Raw genomic sequence first — 16014 nt, forward strand, 5'->3', positions numbered from 1 at the left:
TCACGGGCGCCAGGACCCTCCCCCGGCAAAACCCGTGTCGTTCAGATGCCTCAGACCAGCTTGAAGACGCCGATGGCGTAGACAACGGACAGGGCAAGAGCCCACCACACGTTGGGACCGACAAGCCCCAGCCATGCAAGGTGAATGAAGGCGCTGCCGAGCAGCGACACGAAGAGGCGGTCTCCCCGTGTCGTCTCGAAGCGCAGGATGCCGACGCGCGGATGGCCGCCGGGCGAAAGGAATTCCCAGATCCCCATGCCGATGAGCAGCGTCAGGATCGTCACGAAGAACAGGACCGTCGGCAGCGTCCACGCCATCCAGGAGAAGTTCATGTCGGTCTCCTTACACGCGGCCGAGGGCAAAGCCCTTGGCGATGTAGTTGCGGACGAAATAGATGACGATGGCGCCGGGGATGATGGTGAGCACGCCGGCTGCCGCCAGCACGCCCCAGTCCATGCCAGACGCCGAGACGGTGCGCGTCATGATGGCGGCGATGGGCTTTGCATCCGTCGTCGTCAGCGTCCGGGCGATCAGCAGTTCGACCCAGGAAAACATGAAGCAGAAGAAGGCGGCGACGCCGATGCCGGATGCGATCAGGGGAATGTAGATCTTTACGAAGAAGCGCGGGAAGGAATAGCCGTCGATATAGGCGGTCTCGTCGATTTCCTTCGGCACACCCGACATGAAGCCTTCGAGGATCCAGACCGCGAGCGGCACGTTGAACAGGCAGTGGGCAAGAGCCACCGCGATATGCGTGTCGATCAGACCGAAGGCCGAATAGAGCTGGAAGAACGGCAGGGCGAAAACGGCCGGCGGCGCCATACGGTTGGTCAAGAGCCAGAAGAACAGGTGCTTGTCGCCGAGGAACCGGTAACGCGAGAAGGCGTAGGCTGCGGGAAGCGCCGCCAGCACCGAGATCACCGTGTTCATCACCACATAGATGATCGAGTTGATGTATCCCTTGTACCAGGACGGATCGGTGAAGATCACCGCATAGTTCCGCAGCGTCGGTTCATGCGGATAGAGCGAAAAGGTGCTGGTGATCTCCATGTTCGTCTTGAAGCTCATATTCACGAGCCAGTAGATCGGCAGCAGCAGGAAGACGATGTAGAGCGTGGGTACCAGCCAGGACAGGCGGAGGCCGGTCGACGGGGCCGAGACGCGGCTTGCCGTCGTCGATGGCGGTGCGTTGACGGCCGGATTGGACATTGCGGTGGTCATGGTTTCTCCTCCCTTCCCGGATCAGTTCTGCGCGTCGCTGGTGGTCATCACGGTGTAGAAGATCCATGAGAGCAGCAGGATGATGAGGAAGTAGATCAGCGAGAGGGCGGCGGCCGGCCCGAGGTCGAACTGCCCGATGGCGGTTTTCACGAGGTCGATCGACAGGAACGTCGTGGAATTGCCGGGTCCGCCGCCGGTGATGACGAAAGGCTCGGTATAGATCATGAAACTGTCCATGAAGCGCAGCAGGAAGGCGATGAGCAGCACGCGCTTCATTTTCGGCAGCTGAATGTAGCGGAACACGGACCAGCGCGACGCGCCGTCGATTTTCGCGGCCTGATAATAGGCGTCGGGGATAGAGACGAGGCCGGCGTAGCAGAGCAGCACGACGAGGCTCGTCCAGTGCCAGACGTCCATGACGATCAACGTGACCCAGGCGTCGAAGACATTGTTGACGTAGTTGTAGGGAATGCCAAGAGCGGCCAGCGTGTAGCCGAGCAGGCCGATATCGACGCGGCCGAACACCTGCCAGATCGTGCCGACGACGTTCCACGGAATGAGCAGCGGCAGCGACATCAGGATGAGGCAGACCGGCACGCCAAAGCCCTTCTTCGGCATGTTCAGCGCGATGAGGATGCCGAGCGGGATCTCGATCGACAGGATGATGACCGAGAAGAGCAAGTTACGTTGCAGCGCGTCCCAGAAGCGGGACGAATGCAGCACCTGAATGAACCAGTCGGTGCCGGCCCAGAAGAATTCGTTGTTCCCGAAGGTGTCCTGAACCGAATAGTTGACGACTGTCATCAAAGGGATGACGGCGGAGAAGGCGACCAGCACCAGCACCGGCAGCACCATGAACCAGGCCTTGTTGTTCCAGGTCTTTTCCATGGATCAAACCCTCCCGTTGACATGCGACGGATCGGAAACCCGCCAGCTGTCTGCATAGATATTGACCGCCGCGGGATCGAACGTGACGCGCGGCTCGGACGGGATCTCGCTGTTTTCACCGACGACGATGGCCATCGGCCGGTTGGCAAACAGCGCGCGCACGATCTTGTGGCGACCGATATCCTCGACCTTGGAGATCGTCACCGGCATTCCCTCGCGGCCGAGCCGCACGAATTCCGGGCGGATACCCAGTTCCACCTTGGCGCCGCTCGCGATCTCGGGCGTAAAGCCGAGCAAGACCTGCCCACCACCGAGATCGGCCGTCGTCCCGTCGATGCGGGCCGGAATGACGTTCATGCCCGGTGAGCCGATGAAATAGCCGACAAAGGTGTGCTTCGGCTTTTCGAACAGCTCCGCCGGCGTGCCGATCTGCACGATCTCGCCGTCATACATCACCACCACCTTATCGGCGAAGGTCAGCGCTTCGGTCTGGTCGTGCGTGACGTACACCATGGTAAAGCCGAACTGCTTGTGCAGCCGCTTCAACTGCGAGCGCAGCACCCACTTCATATGCGGATCGATGACGGTCAGCGGCTCGTCGAACAGGATGGCGCTGACGTCGTTGCGCACGAGGCCGCGGCCGAGCGAGATCTTCTGCTTCTGGTCGGCCGTCAGACCGCGCGCGGTCTTCTTCGCCCAGGAAGAGAGATCGATCATTTCGAGGATTTCCTTGACCCGCCGATCGACCTCGGGTTCCGGAACGCGGCGATTGCGCAAGGGGAAAGCCAGATTGTCGTAGACGGTCATCGTGTCGTAGATCACCGGAAACTGGAACACCTGCGCGATGTTGCGGTCCTGCGTCGGCAGATTGGTCACATCGCGCCCGTCGAACAGGATGCGGCCTTCCGAGGGCGAAACGAGGCCGGAGATGATGTTCAGCAACGTGGTCTTGCCGCAGCCGGAGGGGCCGAGCAGCGCATAGGCGCCGCCATCGTCCCAATCGTGATGGACTTCCTTCAGCGAGTAGTCGGCCGGCGATTTCGGGTTCGGGCCGTAGGCGTGGCGGATATGATCGAGGCTGATGCGGGCCATGTCTGTCTCCTCACGCCGCTCTGTCGAGACGGCCGGCGATGGCGCGTCCGTCGGTGGAAAAGGCCATGAGATGGCGGGTGTCGAGCGCCAGGTTCACGCGCGTGTCCGGCTCGATATTGCGGATGCCGGGCTCCAGCATGACCCAGCGTGCCCCGGCGCTCTCCACATGCACGAAGCTCTCCGAACCGGCGATCTCGCTAATGACTATGCGCGCCGGAAGCACGGCCGCCGCATCCGAAGTGCCGTCCAGCGACAGATGGTAGGGGTGGAACCCGACGATGCAGGGACCGTCGGCGATGTCGGCGAGATGGGCGGGAACGGGCAGAAGCGGCGCACCATCCTGCAGGAAGCTGCCACCGGACTTCACCACAGCCAATGTATTGAGCGGCGGATCGGCAAAAGTCTTGGCTGTGACCAGATCGACTGGCCGGCGGTAGACGTCGATGGTCGGGCCGAACTGGCTGATGCTGCCGTGATGCATGGTCGCGGTATGGCCGCCGAGCAGCAGGGCTTCGCCCGGCTCGGTCGTCGCGTAGACGAATATGGCGCCGGAAGCCGCGAAGATCTTCGGCAGTTCCTCGCGCAGTTCCTCGCGCAGCTTGTAGTCGAGGTTGGCGAGCGGCTCGTCGAGCAGCACGAGGCTTGCATTCTTGACGATCGCGCGCGCCAGCGCCGTGCGCTGCTGCTGGCCGCCCGAGAGATTGAGGGGCGTGCGGGCGAGATAGGGCGTCAGCTTCATCAGCTCGGCCGCTTGTTTCACCTCGCGGTCGATGGTGGCGGCATCCTTGCCGGCGATCCGCATCGGCGAGGCGATGTTCTCATAAACCGTCATGGCGGGGTAGTTGATGAACTGCTGGTAGACCATAGCAACCGAGCGATCCTGCACGCGAACGCCGGTCACGTCCTTGCCGTCGAAACGGATCGTGCCGGATGTCGGCTTGTCGAGGCCGGCCATCAGCCGCATCAGCGAGGTTTTGCCCGACAAGGTCGGTCCGAGCAGCACGTTCAGCGAACCGCGCTGCAGGACGAGGTTCGTCGGATGGATATGGGTATCCGCTCCTACGACCTTTGTGATGTTCGTCAGTTCCAGCATGTCTTTCCTCCCAGCCCGCGGCGCTCCCTCCTTGGAGCAGCCTCAGGCGACGCAGCGCGCCGTCAAATCCTGCATGTCATCCGCGAGCGCGCTCGCCTCGGCTCCCGAAAGGTTCAGTCCAAGCTTCGTGCGGCGCCAGAGGATATCCTCCGCCGTGCGCGCCCACTCCTGTTCGATCAGATAGCGAACCTCGGCTTCGTAGAGATCCGCCCCGTAATGCCGCCCGAGCCCCTCGATCGACTGCGCATCGCCGACGATCTTCCCGGAGAGCGTTCCATAGAGCCGGACCAGCCGCCGCGCGTGGCGATCGCTGAGAAAGCCGTAACGGTTTTTCAGTGTAGCCACCTCGGCCTCGTAGCTCGTCGGCGCGAAGTCGCCGCCCGGCAGCGTGCTCTTCGCCGTCCACGGCGTGCCCTTGCTGCCGATCGCTTCGCCGATCTTTTCCAGCGCATGCTCCGCAAGACGGCGATAGGTGGTGAGCTTGCCGCCAAAGACGTTGAGCAGCGGCGCAGCATCATCGTCCCCCTCGACCTTCAGGACGTAATCGCGGGTCGCTTCCTGCGCCTTCGAAGCACCGTCGTCGAACAGCGGCCTGACACCCGAATAGCTCCAAACGATATCCTCGCGGCGCACTGGTTCAGCGAAATATTCGCTGGCTGCCTTGCAGAGATAATCCGTTTCCGCATCCGTGATGCGAATGTCCTTGGGGTCGCCGGTAAAATCCTGGTCCGTCGTGCCGATCAGCGTGAAATCGCGCTCGTACGGAATGGCGAAAATGATACGACCATCCGGGTTTTGGAAGAAATAGGCCCTGGGATCGTTGAACTTCTGGCGGATGACGATGTGGCTGCCCTGCACGAGACGGACATTATGGACTTGATTCTTGCCGACCGCATTGGAGAGCACGCGGTCCACCCAGGGACCAGCCGCATTGACCAGCATCCGCGCCATGACGCGCCGGACCGGGCCGCCCTTGCCTTCCTGAATATCGACTGCCCACAACTTGCCCTCGCGCCGGGCCGAGACAACGCGGCTACGCGAAAGGATCTCCGCGCCGCGATTGGCAGCGTCGCGGGCGTTGAGCACCACGAGGCGCGCATCGTCCACCCAGCCATCCGAATATTCGAAGGCCTTGGTGAAGAGCGGCTTCAGCGGCTTGCCGGCGGGATCGCGCCGCATATCGAGCGTCTTCGTTGCCGGCAAAAGCTTGCGGCCGCCGATATGGTCATAAAGGAACAGGCCGAGGCGAATGAGCCAGGCAGGACGAATGCCGCCCTTGTGAAATGGCAGGACAAAGCGCATCGGCCAGATGATGTGCGGCGCCATGGCCCAGAGCACTTCGCGCTCCATCAGCGATTCCCGAACGAGCCTGAACTCGTAATGCTCGAGGTAACGCAGGCCGCCATGGATGAGCTTGGTCGCGCCGGACGATGTGCCCGAAGCGAAATCGTTCATCTCGGCAAGGCCGACCGAGTATCCGCGGCCGATGGCATCGCGTGCGATGCCACAGCCGTTGATCCCGCCACCTATGACGAAAATATCGAAAGGTTCCTGCCCAGTCATGTTCCCCGCCCCTTTCGCAATGCAGCATAAATGCGCACCTGCGAAACAAGGACATCTAAAGCGAAATTGAAACGAATGTCAAATGAAAGAGAATGTAAATCCTTATTTACGGTCCGGAAACCGATTACGCTGTCTCCATCAAGGTCACATTATGCTCGCGGCAGATGGCGCGAACGCTGTCTGAAGGGCAACGGTCGGTGATGAACGAATCGACCTGGGAGATGTGACCGATACGAACCGGCGCGGTACGATCGAACTTGGACGAATCTGAAACCAGAATGACGTGGCGGGCATTGGCGATAATGGCTTGGGCAACCTTCACCTCGCGAAAATCATAGTCGAGCAAGGCCCCGTCCTCATCGATGGCGGAGACGCCGATGATGGCGAAATCGACCTTGAACTGACGGATGAAATCGACCGCAGCCTCCCCCACGATGCCGCCGTCGGACCCACGCACGACGCCGCCGGCAATGACGACCTCGATCTGCGGATAGACCCGTAAGCGATTGGCAACGTTGATATTGTTGGTGATCACCATCAGCGACTTATGATCGACAAGCGCGTCGCCGACCGTCTCGGTGGTGGTGCCGATGTTGATGAAGAGAGACGCGTTGTCTGGAATGAGGGCGGCTGCGGCACGGCCGATCGCCTGCTTTTCCAAGGCGGCCATCGAGCGGCGCTCTTCATATTCGACATTCTCGTTGCCGCGCGGAATGACGGCTCCGCCATGAATGCGGTTGAGCGCGCGCGCGTCGCAAAGATCGTTCAGGTCCTTGCGGATCGTCTGCGGGGAAACAGAGAAACGGAGCGCGAGGTCCTCGACCAGCACACGGCCCTGTTCGCGCGCGATCGATATGATCTCGCTCTGACGCGATGATAGCAGCACGACGACCTCCCTTTCGTTTTCTTCAATCTAGGCAGAAAACGAAAGGAGCACAATCGACCTTAGTGCGTTGTTGCGAGAACGGCCTCAATCTCCGCCAACGAGGGCATGGCCGGCGCCGTTCCGCGCCGTGTGACGGAGATGCCGGCTGTCGCGCAGCCGAATCGGACGGCCTCCGGCGGGTTACGCCCGGCGGAGAGGGCCGCGGAGAAGCCACCGACGAAAGCATCGCCTGCCCCCGTCGTATCGATCACCGGCCCGACGCTGAAAACCGGCAGATGATCGGAATGCCCCGATGTGTGGAGAAGGACGCCACGACCGCCCAGCGTGATGACGGCCGCGCCGGCGCCGCGTTTCAACAGGGCATCCCCGGCACGGCGCGCATCGTCAAGCGTCTCGATACCAAAACCGACGAGGGCTGCCGCCTCGGTTTCGTTGGGGATGATGTAGTCGCTCAAACCGTAGAGCATGTCGGGAAAGGTTTCGGCCGGTGCGGGATTGAACACTGTGACGACGTCGGCATTTCGTGCGATTTCAAGCGCTCGCTGTGCGGCCGCCACCGGCTGTTCCAGCTGGGTAACGAAGATGGCGGACTGCTCTATGGTCGCGCGGGCCGCCTCGACATCCTCCACGCCGATCGTGCCGGCCGCGCCGGGATAGACGATGATGGCGTTGTCACCATTGTTCTCGTTGACATAGATGAACGCCGCGCCTGTCGGCTCCGTATCCATGACGGTCAGAACCGGCGTGACGCCGGCATCCGCATAGGTTTTCTGCGCGAGATCGCCGAACGTATCCCGACCGATCTTCGATATGAAGGAGACGGCAGCACCGGCGCGGGCCGCGGCGACAGCCTGATTCGAACCCTTGCCGCCCGGCCCGACCGCAAATCCGCTGCCACGAATCGTCTCGCCGACGACCGGCATGCGCGCCGCAAGATAGGTCGTATCGGCAACGAAAATTCCAAGAATCGATACGGCGTTCTTCACGTGTCTTCTCCTCTCGACCGGCTTCTCCTCCCGATCACCCGCTTATCGCCTCGCAAACCCACAGCCCGTCATGGGCTGCAGCGCGTCTTATCCCTTGTCGTTCATCGCGGCACGCAGCGTCGCGTTGACCCGGTCCTGCCAGCCGGGGCCGCCGGACTGGAAGTGCGCCAGAACATCGCTGTCGATCTTCAGCGTCACCATCTCGCGGGTCTTGGGAATGACCTGACGTTCCACCGCCGGAGCGACGGGTTTCTTGACAGGCTTAAACAGCGCTTCGGCTGCATCCTTGGCACTCATAGGCCGGCGGGGGGTGATCGCCATCGATCGTATCCTCATGTCGAGTGGAAAATCCGACTCTATCAGCAATTACGATCGCACGTGACGGAATCCGCACGGTTTTCGCAACGTCCACAAGCGAATTTTCAGGCACGCCGTGCCGGACGTCCGATGCGGCTGGAAAGATGTCCCGCGGGGCTTTTTCTGGATTTGCGACAGTATTTCTACGCATTATCCCCCATTATCCGCCACCTTGGCGCAGGCAGCAGACCGCAGGCGTTTGACAAACCCCATTCCGTGCCGTACAACATGCTCATCGATACTTTGTTTGCCGATCGTTTTTTTGCTGCGCTCTGCGCCACGTGATAAAATCCCCTCTCAAAAGTCGACAAAAATCTTGCCATGCGTCGTATGGCGGGCAACGAATATTGCACTGAAAGGGTTTGTCATGACCACAGGCACCGTAAAATGGTTTAACGCTACCAAGGGCTTCGGCTTCATTCAGCCGGACGACGGCTCGGCCGACGTTTTCGTTCACATCTCGGCCGTCGAACGCGCTGGCATGCGCGAAATCGTCGAAGGCCAGAAGCTCGGCTTCGAGCTCGAGAAGGACCGCAAGTCGGGCAAGATGTCCGCCGGATCGCTCCAGGCGGCTTAAGTCTTTCGCTACCCTTGACCGCGGATGTACCGGCATGGGAAGCATGAGATGGTGAAAGGTCAGGCGGATGCCTGGCCTTTTTGCGTCGGCTGACAATCACGATCGGCAGCGTTTGCAGGTTTTGCCGGCGGCGCATGTTCTTTCGCGCGGCGCGGATTTGATGCATAATGCGGCGGCAGAGCCGAAGGGCCTGCTAGCTCATCGACCCACCTTGGTGGGCTGCAGCGGATCCAGCCAGTGCAGAAAGACGCGGCAGCTTCGCTGCCATCGAGAAAGTAGAACAAGGAAGACACGTTGAGACACCCGAACGACAATGGCTTCAACGAACGCCGCAAGACGGCAATCGAAGCCAAGAAGCAGCTCCTTGCAAAATTTGCTGCAGCCCCCAAGCCGACCGATCCTGAAATGCAGGCCCAGCTTGCGGCTCGCGAAGCGACCGCCAAGGCCCGTGAAGAGCGCCGCGCAGAACGCGAAGCCCTGAAGAGGGTCGAAAATGAACGTCAGATGGCTGAGGCCGCCGAAGCCGCAGCTGCTGCCGAAGCCAGTGAGCGCGCAGAAGCCGAAGCCCGCCAGGCAGAAGTCAACGATCGCGTCGCCCGCGTCGTGGCTGATGAGGCAGCGCGCAAGGCCGAACGCGACCGTCGCTATGCGGCACGCAAAGCTCGTCAGGGCTGACGTCTTCTGGCAATCGGACGATGGCGGTGCATTGCGCCGCCATCCCGCAGTTTGTCAGTTTTCATACGCCATGCCGACGCGCCTCTGCTCCCTTGATCGCTCACGATTGTTGGAGCCCTATACAGCGCCCGGCCGGCGATTTGGCGACAGCGAGCTGTAAGACGCTCTCAGTTTTGCTGTAACGCTCCCTACCTGCTGCAATATTTTCCCGACGTCGACACCGATTGAAGGACGCCTGCAGCAACCTCGACCGCCGAAGTCCAATGATCGGCGCTGACAAGCGACAGATCGGACGGCGTTTCGCAAGGCCCGCCTGCCGTAGCATTCTCTTCGGCGGGCAACCGCTTGCAGCCTGCCGTGCCCGTGAGATCGTGAGATCGTGGCCCATATGAATGTGGGAGGGCGCTTATCCCACTTGAAGGACCCGAAATGACCGCTCTGACACTGACGCCGACGCAGATCCGCGGATTGAAGCTTGCCAAGGACGGCAATCTCTTCCCGCAGGAGGCCAAGAAGTGGACGCACGAGAACGCCACCATCACCTATGCGAAGACCGACCGCTTCAAGGAACGCCCGCAGAAGATCAAGTTCGTGACGACCACGACGCTCGACGAACTGCGAGGCATGGGCCTGCTGCGTACCATCGAGGCTGACAGCGCACCGCTGGAAACGCCGCACGAAATCACGATGGCCGGCAAGATCTGGCTGCTCCAGAACAAATAATCAGACGTTCGGCAACGCTTGGGATTTGCGATCCCATCGGCGTCTTCCCGGCATCGATGGTCAGCGCGCCTCTGCAGACATGACGTTTCTGGCGTCATTTGCGGTATCGTTACCTGAATGCTCTTCGCGGACCGTTCCGGCCTTGCCGACGGGCGTCGTTCGTTCATATAGGTAGGACATGCGGCTGACACCGCGCGTCCATCCGATATCGAACACGAAAACAGCACCGAAGGCCCGGATATGATCTCGCTTACGCATCTTCGGACACGGCTTTGACGGATTCAGCAGAGACGGCTTACGGCGAGACGGATCGGCTCCGGCAGCTCGGCTGGTCAGAAGTGTTCGCGGAACAACTCGCGCCTGATGAGGGCGATCTGCAGATTCTGCGCGTTTCCTCCGTTCACCGATCGCGCATCGATGTAATCGATGTGGACGGCGCTGCGGACGTGGTTTTGTCGCCCAATACGAATACCGCCGACTTCGCCGTCGGCGACTGGGTGCTGGCATCGCCGCTTACCCGAGACTTCGTGCGGCGTCTCGACCGCAAGACGGTTCTCCAGCGGCGAACCGAAGGCAGCCACGGGCAGCAGCTGGCGGCCGCCAATGTCGATACGCTCTTCATCGTCACGTCCTGCAATGCGGACTTCAATCCGGCACGGCTCGAACGCTACCTCATCATGGCGAACCAGGCGGGAACGCGGCCGGTCATCGTGCTGACGAAGGCCGATACCGTCGAGGACGCCGAAACCTATGAAACGCAGGCGCGTGCGCTCCAACGGGACTTGCCCGTCGTGGTTCTCAATGCCCGCTCGCCCGATGCTCTTTCGAAACTTTCTCCCTGGTGCGGCATGGGCGAAACGGTAGCGCTTGTGGGGTCCTCGGGCGTCGGTAAATCGACGCTGGTGAATACGCTCGCCGGGTCCGGCGCAGAAGCGCAGCAGAAGACCGGCGAAATCCGTCAGCATGATGCGAAGGGTCGCCACACGACCACCGCCCGCTCGCTTCATTCCATTGCAGGCGGCGGCTGGGTCATCGACACGCCCGGCATCCGGACGCTCTATGTGAGCGACGTCACCGACGGCATCGATACCCTGTTTGCCGAAATCATCGAACTTGCTCCCCATTGCCGCTTCCGCGACTGCACCCACCAGCACGAACCGGGATGCGCCGTCCAGGCGGCTGTCGCCGGCGGCACGCTCGACGCCGCGCGCCTTGAACGCTGGCGCGGGTTGCTGGCCGAAAACCGGGAGAAGACGCCGGTTTCGAGCGGTCCGAAAGGCAACAAGATCTTTCGGAAGAAAAAATATTAGCACGGCGCCAAACCGCGCAGTCAAAGCCTGTCTGGCAAGCCGGCACAGGTGCGCAACCCATTGCCAAGTCTGCGATATGGGCGCAAAGTGTCGCCATCGGCAGCAGATGATGCGGGCGCTGCCGTTCGGGGTGATGAAGCCCTGGCCCCAAGCAAAGGAGGACATCATGTCTTCCAATTCCACGGCATTCGTTCCGACTTTCGCTTCACAGACGGCGCTCTTCCTCGTGAAGGCAACGCCCGTTATATCGCTGATCTTCATCACCTACTGCACGCTCATGGGCTTCGTCTGGTAGACCAGTTGAGCCCGCAAACACATTCGGAGGACATCATGGCCAAAGGTCAAGTTCGCGGTAACAAGGAAACCCGCAAGCCCAAGAAGGAAAAGGCAGCCGCAACCCCCGCTCCTGCGCTCGGTTCGCAGGTCAAGGCCGCAGCTGCTGGCAAGAAGGGCTGAAACGCTTCCGCTCGTGCCGGCTGCGCCAACCCGCAGCGGCACGGCTGTTCGCGTTCCGAGCTTCTGAACGGCAAACCAACCTGAGTGGAAACACCTGCATCATTCCTGCAGTTACAATCGATCTCGGATTGAGATGACGCAGCAGATATAGCGAATTGATTGCGTCAGACATGACGCGCGGCCAGGTGCGATAGGTCGCCATCTCCCGGCACCCATGCTCGAATCGCGCCCGCCGCAGGTGCACTTTCCCCTCCCCAGGATCTACCGGATTGCCCACGAAATATGCGTTGGCGGATGAAAGTTTTGGCACACCGCCGAGATGTTCGGCATGTTTTTACCGGACGGTAAATTTTTGACCTTTTGATAAATTTATCGCTGGTGCATTTTAATTTTTCGGTGCAGGTTTGCCGTAAAGCAGAGCCCGAGAGGCAGGGTTCAGGCAGGTAAAGAGGGGATCGCACCGTGGAAATTGGCATCTTCATTCCGATCGGCAACAATGGCTGGCTGCTCTCGGAGAACGCTCCGCAGTACAAGCCGACCTTCGAGATGAACAAGGAAATCACCTTGAAGGCCGAGAAGTACGGCCTCGATTTCGTGCTGTCCATGATCAAGCTGCGCGGCTTCGGCGGCAAGACGGAATTCTGGGATCACAACTTGGAATCCTTCACGCTGATGGCTGGCCTTGCCGCCGTCACCACCCGCATCAAGCTGTTCGCGACGGCCGCCAGCCTCGTCATGCCGCCCGCTATCGTGGCGCGAATGGCGTCCACCATCGACAGTATCTCCAACGGCCGCTTCGGTCTGAACCTCGTGACCGGCTGGCAACGTCCGGAATATTCACAGATGGGCCTGTGGCCGGGCGACGAATATTTCTCCAAGCGCTACGAATATCTCGCAGAATATGCAACCGTTCTGCGGGACCTTTGGGAAACCGGCACCAGCGACCTGAAGGGCGAATTCTTCCAGATGGACGACTGCCGCCTCTCCCCTCGCCCCCAGGCCGACATGAAGATCATCTGCGCCGGATCCTCCACCGCCGGCATGGATTTCTCGGCCGCGTATGCCGACTATAATTTCTGCTTCGGCGTCGGCGTCAACACGCCGAAAGCTTTCGCGCCGGCCGCAGAACGGCTGATCGCCGCGACAGAGAAGACCGGCCGCGACGTCTCGTCCTTCGTGCTGTTCATGATCATCGCGGACGAAACCGACGAAGCGGCCCGCGCCAAGTGGGAACACTACAAGGCCGGCGCCGACCAGGAGGCGATCCAGTGGCTCGGCATTCAGGGCGCGGCGGACACGCGCTCCGGCACGGACACCAACGTCCGCCAGATGGCCGATCCGGTCTCCGCCGTAAACATCAACATGGGAACGCTGGTCGGCTCCTACGAGACGGTCGCCCGGCTGCTCGACGAAGTGCCGACGGTGCCCGGCACGGGCGGAGTCCTGCTGACGTTCGACGATTTCCTAAAAGGCGTCGAGGATTTCGGAACGCGCATCCAGCCGCTGATGGCCTGCCGCCAGCACGTAAAGAAGATGACCTTGGAGGCTGCACAATGAGCGAAACCGTAACCGCCGGCTACCAGCTGCCTCGTCGTCATGTCCAGAGCGTCACCGTTCCCGCCCGCCCCGAACCGATCAGCCTCAAGCCGAACGAAACGGCTGTGGTCGTCGTGGATATGCAGAATGCCTATTCCACCGAAGGTGGCTATGTCGATCTCGCCGGTTTCGACATCGCCGGCGCCAAGGGCACGATCGCCAACATCAAGAAGACGCTGGATGCGGCCCGCGCGGCCGGCGTGCTCGTTGTCTACTTCCAGAACGGCTGGGACAAGGACTATGTCGAGGCCGGCGGCCCGGGATCGCCAAACTGGCACAAGTCCAATGCACTGAAAACGATGCGCGCGCGGCCGGAACTGCAGGGCCAGCTTCTCGCCAAGGGCACTTGGGACTACGCGATCGTCGATGAACTGCAGCCGCAGCCGGGCGATATCCTTGTGCCGAAGACGCGCTATAGCGGCTTCTTCAACACGAACATGGACAGCGTCCTGCGCGCCCGCGGCATCCGCAATCTCGTTTTCGTCGGCATCGCCACCAATGTCTGCGTGGAAAGCTCGTTGCGCGACGCCTTCCACCTCGAATATTTCGGCATCATGCTCGAGGATGCGACGCATCACCTCGGACCGGAATTCATTCAGCAGGCGACGGTCTACAATGTCGAGAAGTTCTTTGGGTGGGTATCCACCGTCAACGATTTCTGCGGCGCGATCTCTCAGGTCGCACCCGATCAGTCCTGAACCCAGCAACGCGCAGCGTCCCACTTCGATCAAGGAGACACCATGCCCAAGTCCATCATCGTTCCCGAAGGCACACACAAGCCGATCGCCCCGTTTTCTCCCGGCACGCTCGCCGATGGCGTGGTCTATGTCTCCGGCACACTGCCCTTCGACAAGAACAACGACGTGGTTCATGTGGGCGACGCCGGCGCGCAGACCCGCCACGTGCTTGAGACCATCAAGTCGGTGATCGAGACGGCCGGTGGCACGATGGGCGACGTGACGATGAATCACATCTTCATCACCGATTGGGCGAATTACCAGGCCGTTAATGCCGTCTATGCGGAATATTTTCCGGGCGACAAGCCGGCCCGATTCTGCATCCAGTGCGGTCTCGTCAAGCCGGACGCGCTGATTGAAATCGCGACCATCGCCCATATCGGCTGAGACAGGTCGCATCCACGACCGTCGGACCGAATACCGACAAAGGCGGACACATGCATTTCGATCTTCACGGCCGCACGGATGCGGACGCACGCACCGTTCTGCTGTCCTCCGGCCTCGGCGGCTCAGGCGCTTACTGGGCAGAGCAGATATCGGTACTCTCACCCGATTTCCGCGTCGTGACTTATGATCACAGGGGCACGGGCCGCACCGGCGGCGACGTGCCGGAGAGCGGCGGCATCCGCGCGATGGCGGATGATGTGTTGGAGATATTGGACGCGCTGGATGTAGAGCAGGTCGACTTCGTCGGTCACGCGCTCGGCGGCCTCATCGGGCTCGATATCGCGCTCCGCCAGCCACTCCGCATCGGTCGTCTCGTGCTGGTCAATGCCTGGAGCAAGGCCGATCCGCATTCGGGGCGCTGCTTCGACATCCGCATCCAGCTTCTGGAGAAATCCGGCATTCCCGCCTTCATCAAGGCGCAACCGCTGTTTCTCTATCCTGCCGTGTGGATGGCGGAGAACCCCGAGCGCATGGCCACCGACGAAGCCCATGGCATCGCGCATTTTCAGGGCAAGCCGAACATCCTGCGCCGCATCGCAGCACTGCGTGCGTTCGACATCGACGACCGGCTTGCCGAGATCGGTCACGAAACGCTGGTGATGGCGACGAAGGACGATCTTCTTGTTCCCTGGACCCGGTCGCAACGGCTGGTCGAAGGGCTTGCGAACGCGGTGCTGGATCTCGTCGATCACGGCGGTCACGCCGTCAACGTGGTCGATCCCGGCCCGTTCAATCAACGGCTCTTGCAGTTTCTCAAAAGCCCTGATGACACGAAAGCTACCGCATCATGAGCATTGCCGTTTCCAAACGAATAGATCTCTCGGAAATTTCGGACAACGACACGCGGCGCGCGGCGTTCCGCGGCGCGATGGCGAAGCTCGGCGCCGCGGTCAATATCATCACGACGGACGGGCCGGGTGGCCGCACCGGCTTCGCAGCAACCGCCGTGTGCAGCGTGACCGACGATCCGCCGACCCTGCTCGTCTGCCTCAACCGCTCGGCCTCTGTGTATGAGGCCGTCACGACCAATAAGGTGCTCTGCGTCAACACGCTCAATTCCGGTCACCAACCCCTCTCGCAGCTTTTCGGCGGCAAGACACCAGCGGCCGAACGTTTCGCCACGGCCGACTGGTCTGTTCTGACGACGGGCGCGCCAGCTCTGGAGGACGCGCTGGTGTCTTTCGATTGCGTGATCGAGGCCACCGTCTCGCAGGGTACACACGACGTGCTCTTTTGCCGCGTCGTCTCCACCGCGACCCGCGCGGAGGGACAGGCGCTGTTTTATTTCGACCGGGCATATCATACGGTTTCCGGCTGATCGCTGCCCGAGCGGGAAACCAGAACCGTCGAAAATCTCTGGCCGGATGCCGGATTTCAGACGGCCGGATATGGCTTCCGGTCTGATCG

General features: G+C 61.2%; 21 protein-coding genes. 12 read left to right on the forward strand and 9 right to left on the reverse strand.

The features are described 5' to 3' along the window. Positions 1-50: 50 nt before the first annotated feature. The 9 genes from GA0004734_RS19170 to GA0004734_RS19210 form a co-directional block, all read right to left on the reverse strand. Positions 51-332: a DUF2160 domain-containing protein gene (locus GA0004734_RS19170; RefSeq protein ID WP_092937010.1), complete on the reverse strand. Its 282-nt coding sequence runs from the start codon at positions 330-332 to the stop codon at positions 51-53. Positions 333-342: 10 nt separating this feature from the next. Beyond that, a complete protein-coding gene (locus tag GA0004734_RS19175) occupies positions 343-1221 on the reverse strand; it encodes a carbohydrate ABC transporter permease (RefSeq protein WP_245292549.1) in 879 nt (292 codons plus the stop codon). A 21-nt stretch (positions 1222-1242) separates the two neighbouring features. Further along, a complete protein-coding gene (locus GA0004734_RS19180) occupies positions 1243-2109 on the reverse strand; it encodes a carbohydrate ABC transporter permease (RefSeq protein WP_062596988.1) in 867 nt (288 codons plus the stop codon). A gap of 3 nt (positions 2110-2112) precedes the next feature. Beyond that, positions 2113-3201, reverse strand: coding sequence for an ABC transporter ATP-binding protein (locus GA0004734_RS19185; protein WP_092937012.1), 1089 nt, complete (start codon positions 3199-3201; stop codon positions 2113-2115). Between the two features lie 10 nt (positions 3202-3211). Further along, a complete protein-coding gene (locus GA0004734_RS19190) occupies positions 3212-4294 on the reverse strand; it encodes an ABC transporter ATP-binding protein (RefSeq protein WP_092937014.1) in 1083 nt (360 codons plus the stop codon). A gap of 42 nt (positions 4295-4336) precedes the next feature. Then, positions 4337-5857, reverse strand: coding sequence for a glycerol-3-phosphate dehydrogenase (locus tag GA0004734_RS19195; RefSeq protein WP_092937016.1), 1521 nt, complete (start codon positions 5855-5857; stop codon positions 4337-4339). 124 nt (positions 5858-5981) lie between these two features. Further along, a complete protein-coding gene (locus GA0004734_RS19200; protein ID WP_092937018.1) occupies positions 5982-6743 on the reverse strand; it encodes a DeoR/GlpR family DNA-binding transcription regulator in 762 nt (253 codons plus the stop codon). A gap of 59 nt (positions 6744-6802) precedes the next feature. After that, complete coding sequence (rbsK, locus tag GA0004734_RS19205) at positions 6803-7729, reverse strand: ribokinase (protein ID WP_092937020.1); 927 nt, start codon at positions 7727-7729, stop codon at positions 6803-6805. 87 nt (positions 7730-7816) lie between these two features. Beyond that, positions 7817-8050 carry a BrnA antitoxin family protein gene (locus GA0004734_RS19210; protein WP_092937022.1) on the reverse strand — a complete coding sequence of 78 codons (234 nt, stop codon included), beginning with the start codon at positions 8048-8050 and terminating at the stop codon, positions 7817-7819. Between the two features lie 57 nt (positions 8051-8107). On the opposite strand from GA0004734_RS19210, the gene GA0004734_RS19215 reads away from it, so the two are divergent. From GA0004734_RS19215 to GA0004734_RS19260, 12 genes are all read left to right on the forward strand, one after another. Next, complete coding sequence (locus GA0004734_RS19215) at positions 8108-8371, forward strand: hypothetical protein (RefSeq protein WP_139056305.1); 264 nt, start codon at positions 8108-8110, stop codon at positions 8369-8371. A gap of 82 nt (positions 8372-8453) precedes the next feature. After that, positions 8454-8663, forward strand: a complete 210-nt coding sequence (locus GA0004734_RS19220; RefSeq protein WP_062478651.1) for a cold-shock protein — start codon at positions 8454-8456, stop codon at positions 8661-8663. 294 nt (positions 8664-8957) lie between these two features. Next, positions 8958-9338, forward strand: coding sequence for a DUF6481 family protein (locus GA0004734_RS19225; protein ID WP_092937024.1), 381 nt, complete (start codon positions 8958-8960; stop codon positions 9336-9338). 429 nt (positions 9339-9767) lie between these two features. Then, positions 9768-10061: a hypothetical protein gene (locus GA0004734_RS19230; RefSeq protein ID WP_092937026.1), complete on the forward strand. Its 294-nt coding sequence runs from the start codon at positions 9768-9770 to the stop codon at positions 10059-10061. Positions 10062-10333: 272 nt separating this feature from the next. Beyond that, positions 10334-11371 (forward strand): ribosome small subunit-dependent GTPase A, encoded by a 1038-nt coding sequence (gene rsgA / locus GA0004734_RS19235; protein WP_092937030.1) that lies wholly within the window; start codon positions 10334-10336, stop codon positions 11369-11371. Between the two features lie 166 nt (positions 11372-11537). Then, positions 11538-11666, forward strand: coding sequence for a hypothetical protein (locus GA0004734_RS26705; protein WP_280949518.1), 129 nt, complete (start codon positions 11538-11540; stop codon positions 11664-11666). Positions 11667-11701: 35 nt separating this feature from the next. Continuing rightward, the gene (locus GA0004734_RS26710; RefSeq protein ID WP_280949519.1) at positions 11702-11827 is read left to right on the forward strand and encodes a hypothetical protein; all 126 of its coding nucleotides are present in this window, start codon (positions 11702-11704) and stop codon (positions 11825-11827) included. Between the two features lie 462 nt (positions 11828-12289). Further along, on the forward strand, positions 12290-13384 hold the full coding sequence (gene rutA / locus GA0004734_RS19240; protein ID WP_092937034.1) for a pyrimidine utilization protein A: 1095 nt from the start codon (positions 12290-12292) through the stop codon (positions 13382-13384). Then, positions 13381-14121, forward strand: a complete 741-nt coding sequence (gene rutB, locus GA0004734_RS19245) for a pyrimidine utilization protein B (protein WP_092937036.1) — start codon at positions 13381-13383, stop codon at positions 14119-14121. The genes rutA and rutB overlap by 4 nt, the downstream gene beginning before the upstream one ends. A gap of 42 nt (positions 14122-14163) precedes the next feature. Then, complete coding sequence (rutC, locus tag GA0004734_RS19250) at positions 14164-14547, forward strand: pyrimidine utilization protein C (RefSeq protein ID WP_092937038.1); 384 nt, start codon at positions 14164-14166, stop codon at positions 14545-14547. Positions 14548-14597: 50 nt separating this feature from the next. After that, complete coding sequence (rutD, locus tag GA0004734_RS19255; protein ID WP_092937040.1) at positions 14598-15398, forward strand: pyrimidine utilization protein D; 801 nt, start codon at positions 14598-14600, stop codon at positions 15396-15398. Between the two features lie 77 nt (positions 15399-15475). Beyond that, a complete protein-coding gene (locus tag GA0004734_RS19260) occupies positions 15476-15925 on the forward strand; it encodes a flavin reductase (RefSeq protein WP_245292596.1) in 450 nt (149 codons plus the stop codon). Positions 15926-16014: the final 89 nt, after the last annotated feature.

The sequence above is a fragment of the Rhizobium sp. 9140 genome (genome assembly GCF_900067135.1).
In the GTDB taxonomy this organism is placed as follows: Bacteria; Pseudomonadota; Alphaproteobacteria; order Rhizobiales; family Rhizobiaceae; genus Ferranicluibacter.

What these genes read in the sequence shown, in the direction of transcription:
- GA0004734_RS19170 (WP_092937010.1), bottom strand. Translation starts at nt 332, where the DNA reads ATGAACTTCTCCTGGATGGCGTGGACGCTGCCGACGGTCCTGTTCTTC.
- GA0004734_RS19175 (WP_245292549.1), bottom strand. Translation starts at nt 1,221, where the DNA reads ATGACCACCGCAATGTCCAATCCGGCCGTCAACGCACCGCCATCGACG.
- GA0004734_RS19180 (WP_062596988.1), bottom strand. Translation starts at nt 2,109, where the DNA reads ATGGAAAAGACCTGGAACAACAAGGCCTGGTTCATGGTGCTGCCGGTG.
- GA0004734_RS19185 (WP_092937012.1), bottom strand. Translation starts at nt 3,201, where the DNA reads ATGGCCCGCATCAGCCTCGATCATATCCGCCACGCCTACGGCCCGAAC.
- GA0004734_RS19190 (WP_092937014.1), bottom strand. Translation starts at nt 4,294, where the DNA reads ATGCTGGAACTGACGAACATCACAAAGGTCGTAGGAGCGGATACCCAT.
- GA0004734_RS19195 (WP_092937016.1), bottom strand. Translation starts at nt 5,857, where the DNA reads ATGACTGGGCAGGAACCTTTCGATATTTTCGTCATAGGTGGCGGGATC.
- GA0004734_RS19210 (WP_092937022.1), bottom strand. Translation starts at nt 8,050, where the DNA reads ATGGCGATCACCCCCCGCCGGCCTATGAGTGCCAAGGATGCAGCCGAA.
- GA0004734_RS19220 (WP_062478651.1), top strand. Translation starts at nt 8,454, where the DNA reads ATGACCACAGGCACCGTAAAATGGTTTAACGCTACCAAGGGCTTCGGC.
- GA0004734_RS19230 (WP_092937026.1), top strand. Translation starts at nt 9,768, where the DNA reads ATGACCGCTCTGACACTGACGCCGACGCAGATCCGCGGATTGAAGCTT.
- GA0004734_RS26705 (WP_280949518.1), top strand. Translation starts at nt 11,538, where the DNA reads ATGTCTTCCAATTCCACGGCATTCGTTCCGACTTTCGCTTCACAGACG.
- GA0004734_RS26710 (WP_280949519.1), top strand. Translation starts at nt 11,702, where the DNA reads ATGGCCAAAGGTCAAGTTCGCGGTAACAAGGAAACCCGCAAGCCCAAG.
- rutB (WP_092937036.1), top strand. Translation starts at nt 13,381, where the DNA reads ATGAGCGAAACCGTAACCGCCGGCTACCAGCTGCCTCGTCGTCATGTC.
- rutC (WP_092937038.1), top strand. Translation starts at nt 14,164, where the DNA reads ATGCCCAAGTCCATCATCGTTCCCGAAGGCACACACAAGCCGATCGCC.
- rutD (WP_092937040.1), top strand. Translation starts at nt 14,598, where the DNA reads ATGCATTTCGATCTTCACGGCCGCACGGATGCGGACGCACGCACCGTT.
- GA0004734_RS19260 (WP_245292596.1), top strand. Translation starts at nt 15,476, where the DNA reads ATGGCGAAGCTCGGCGCCGCGGTCAATATCATCACGACGGACGGGCCG.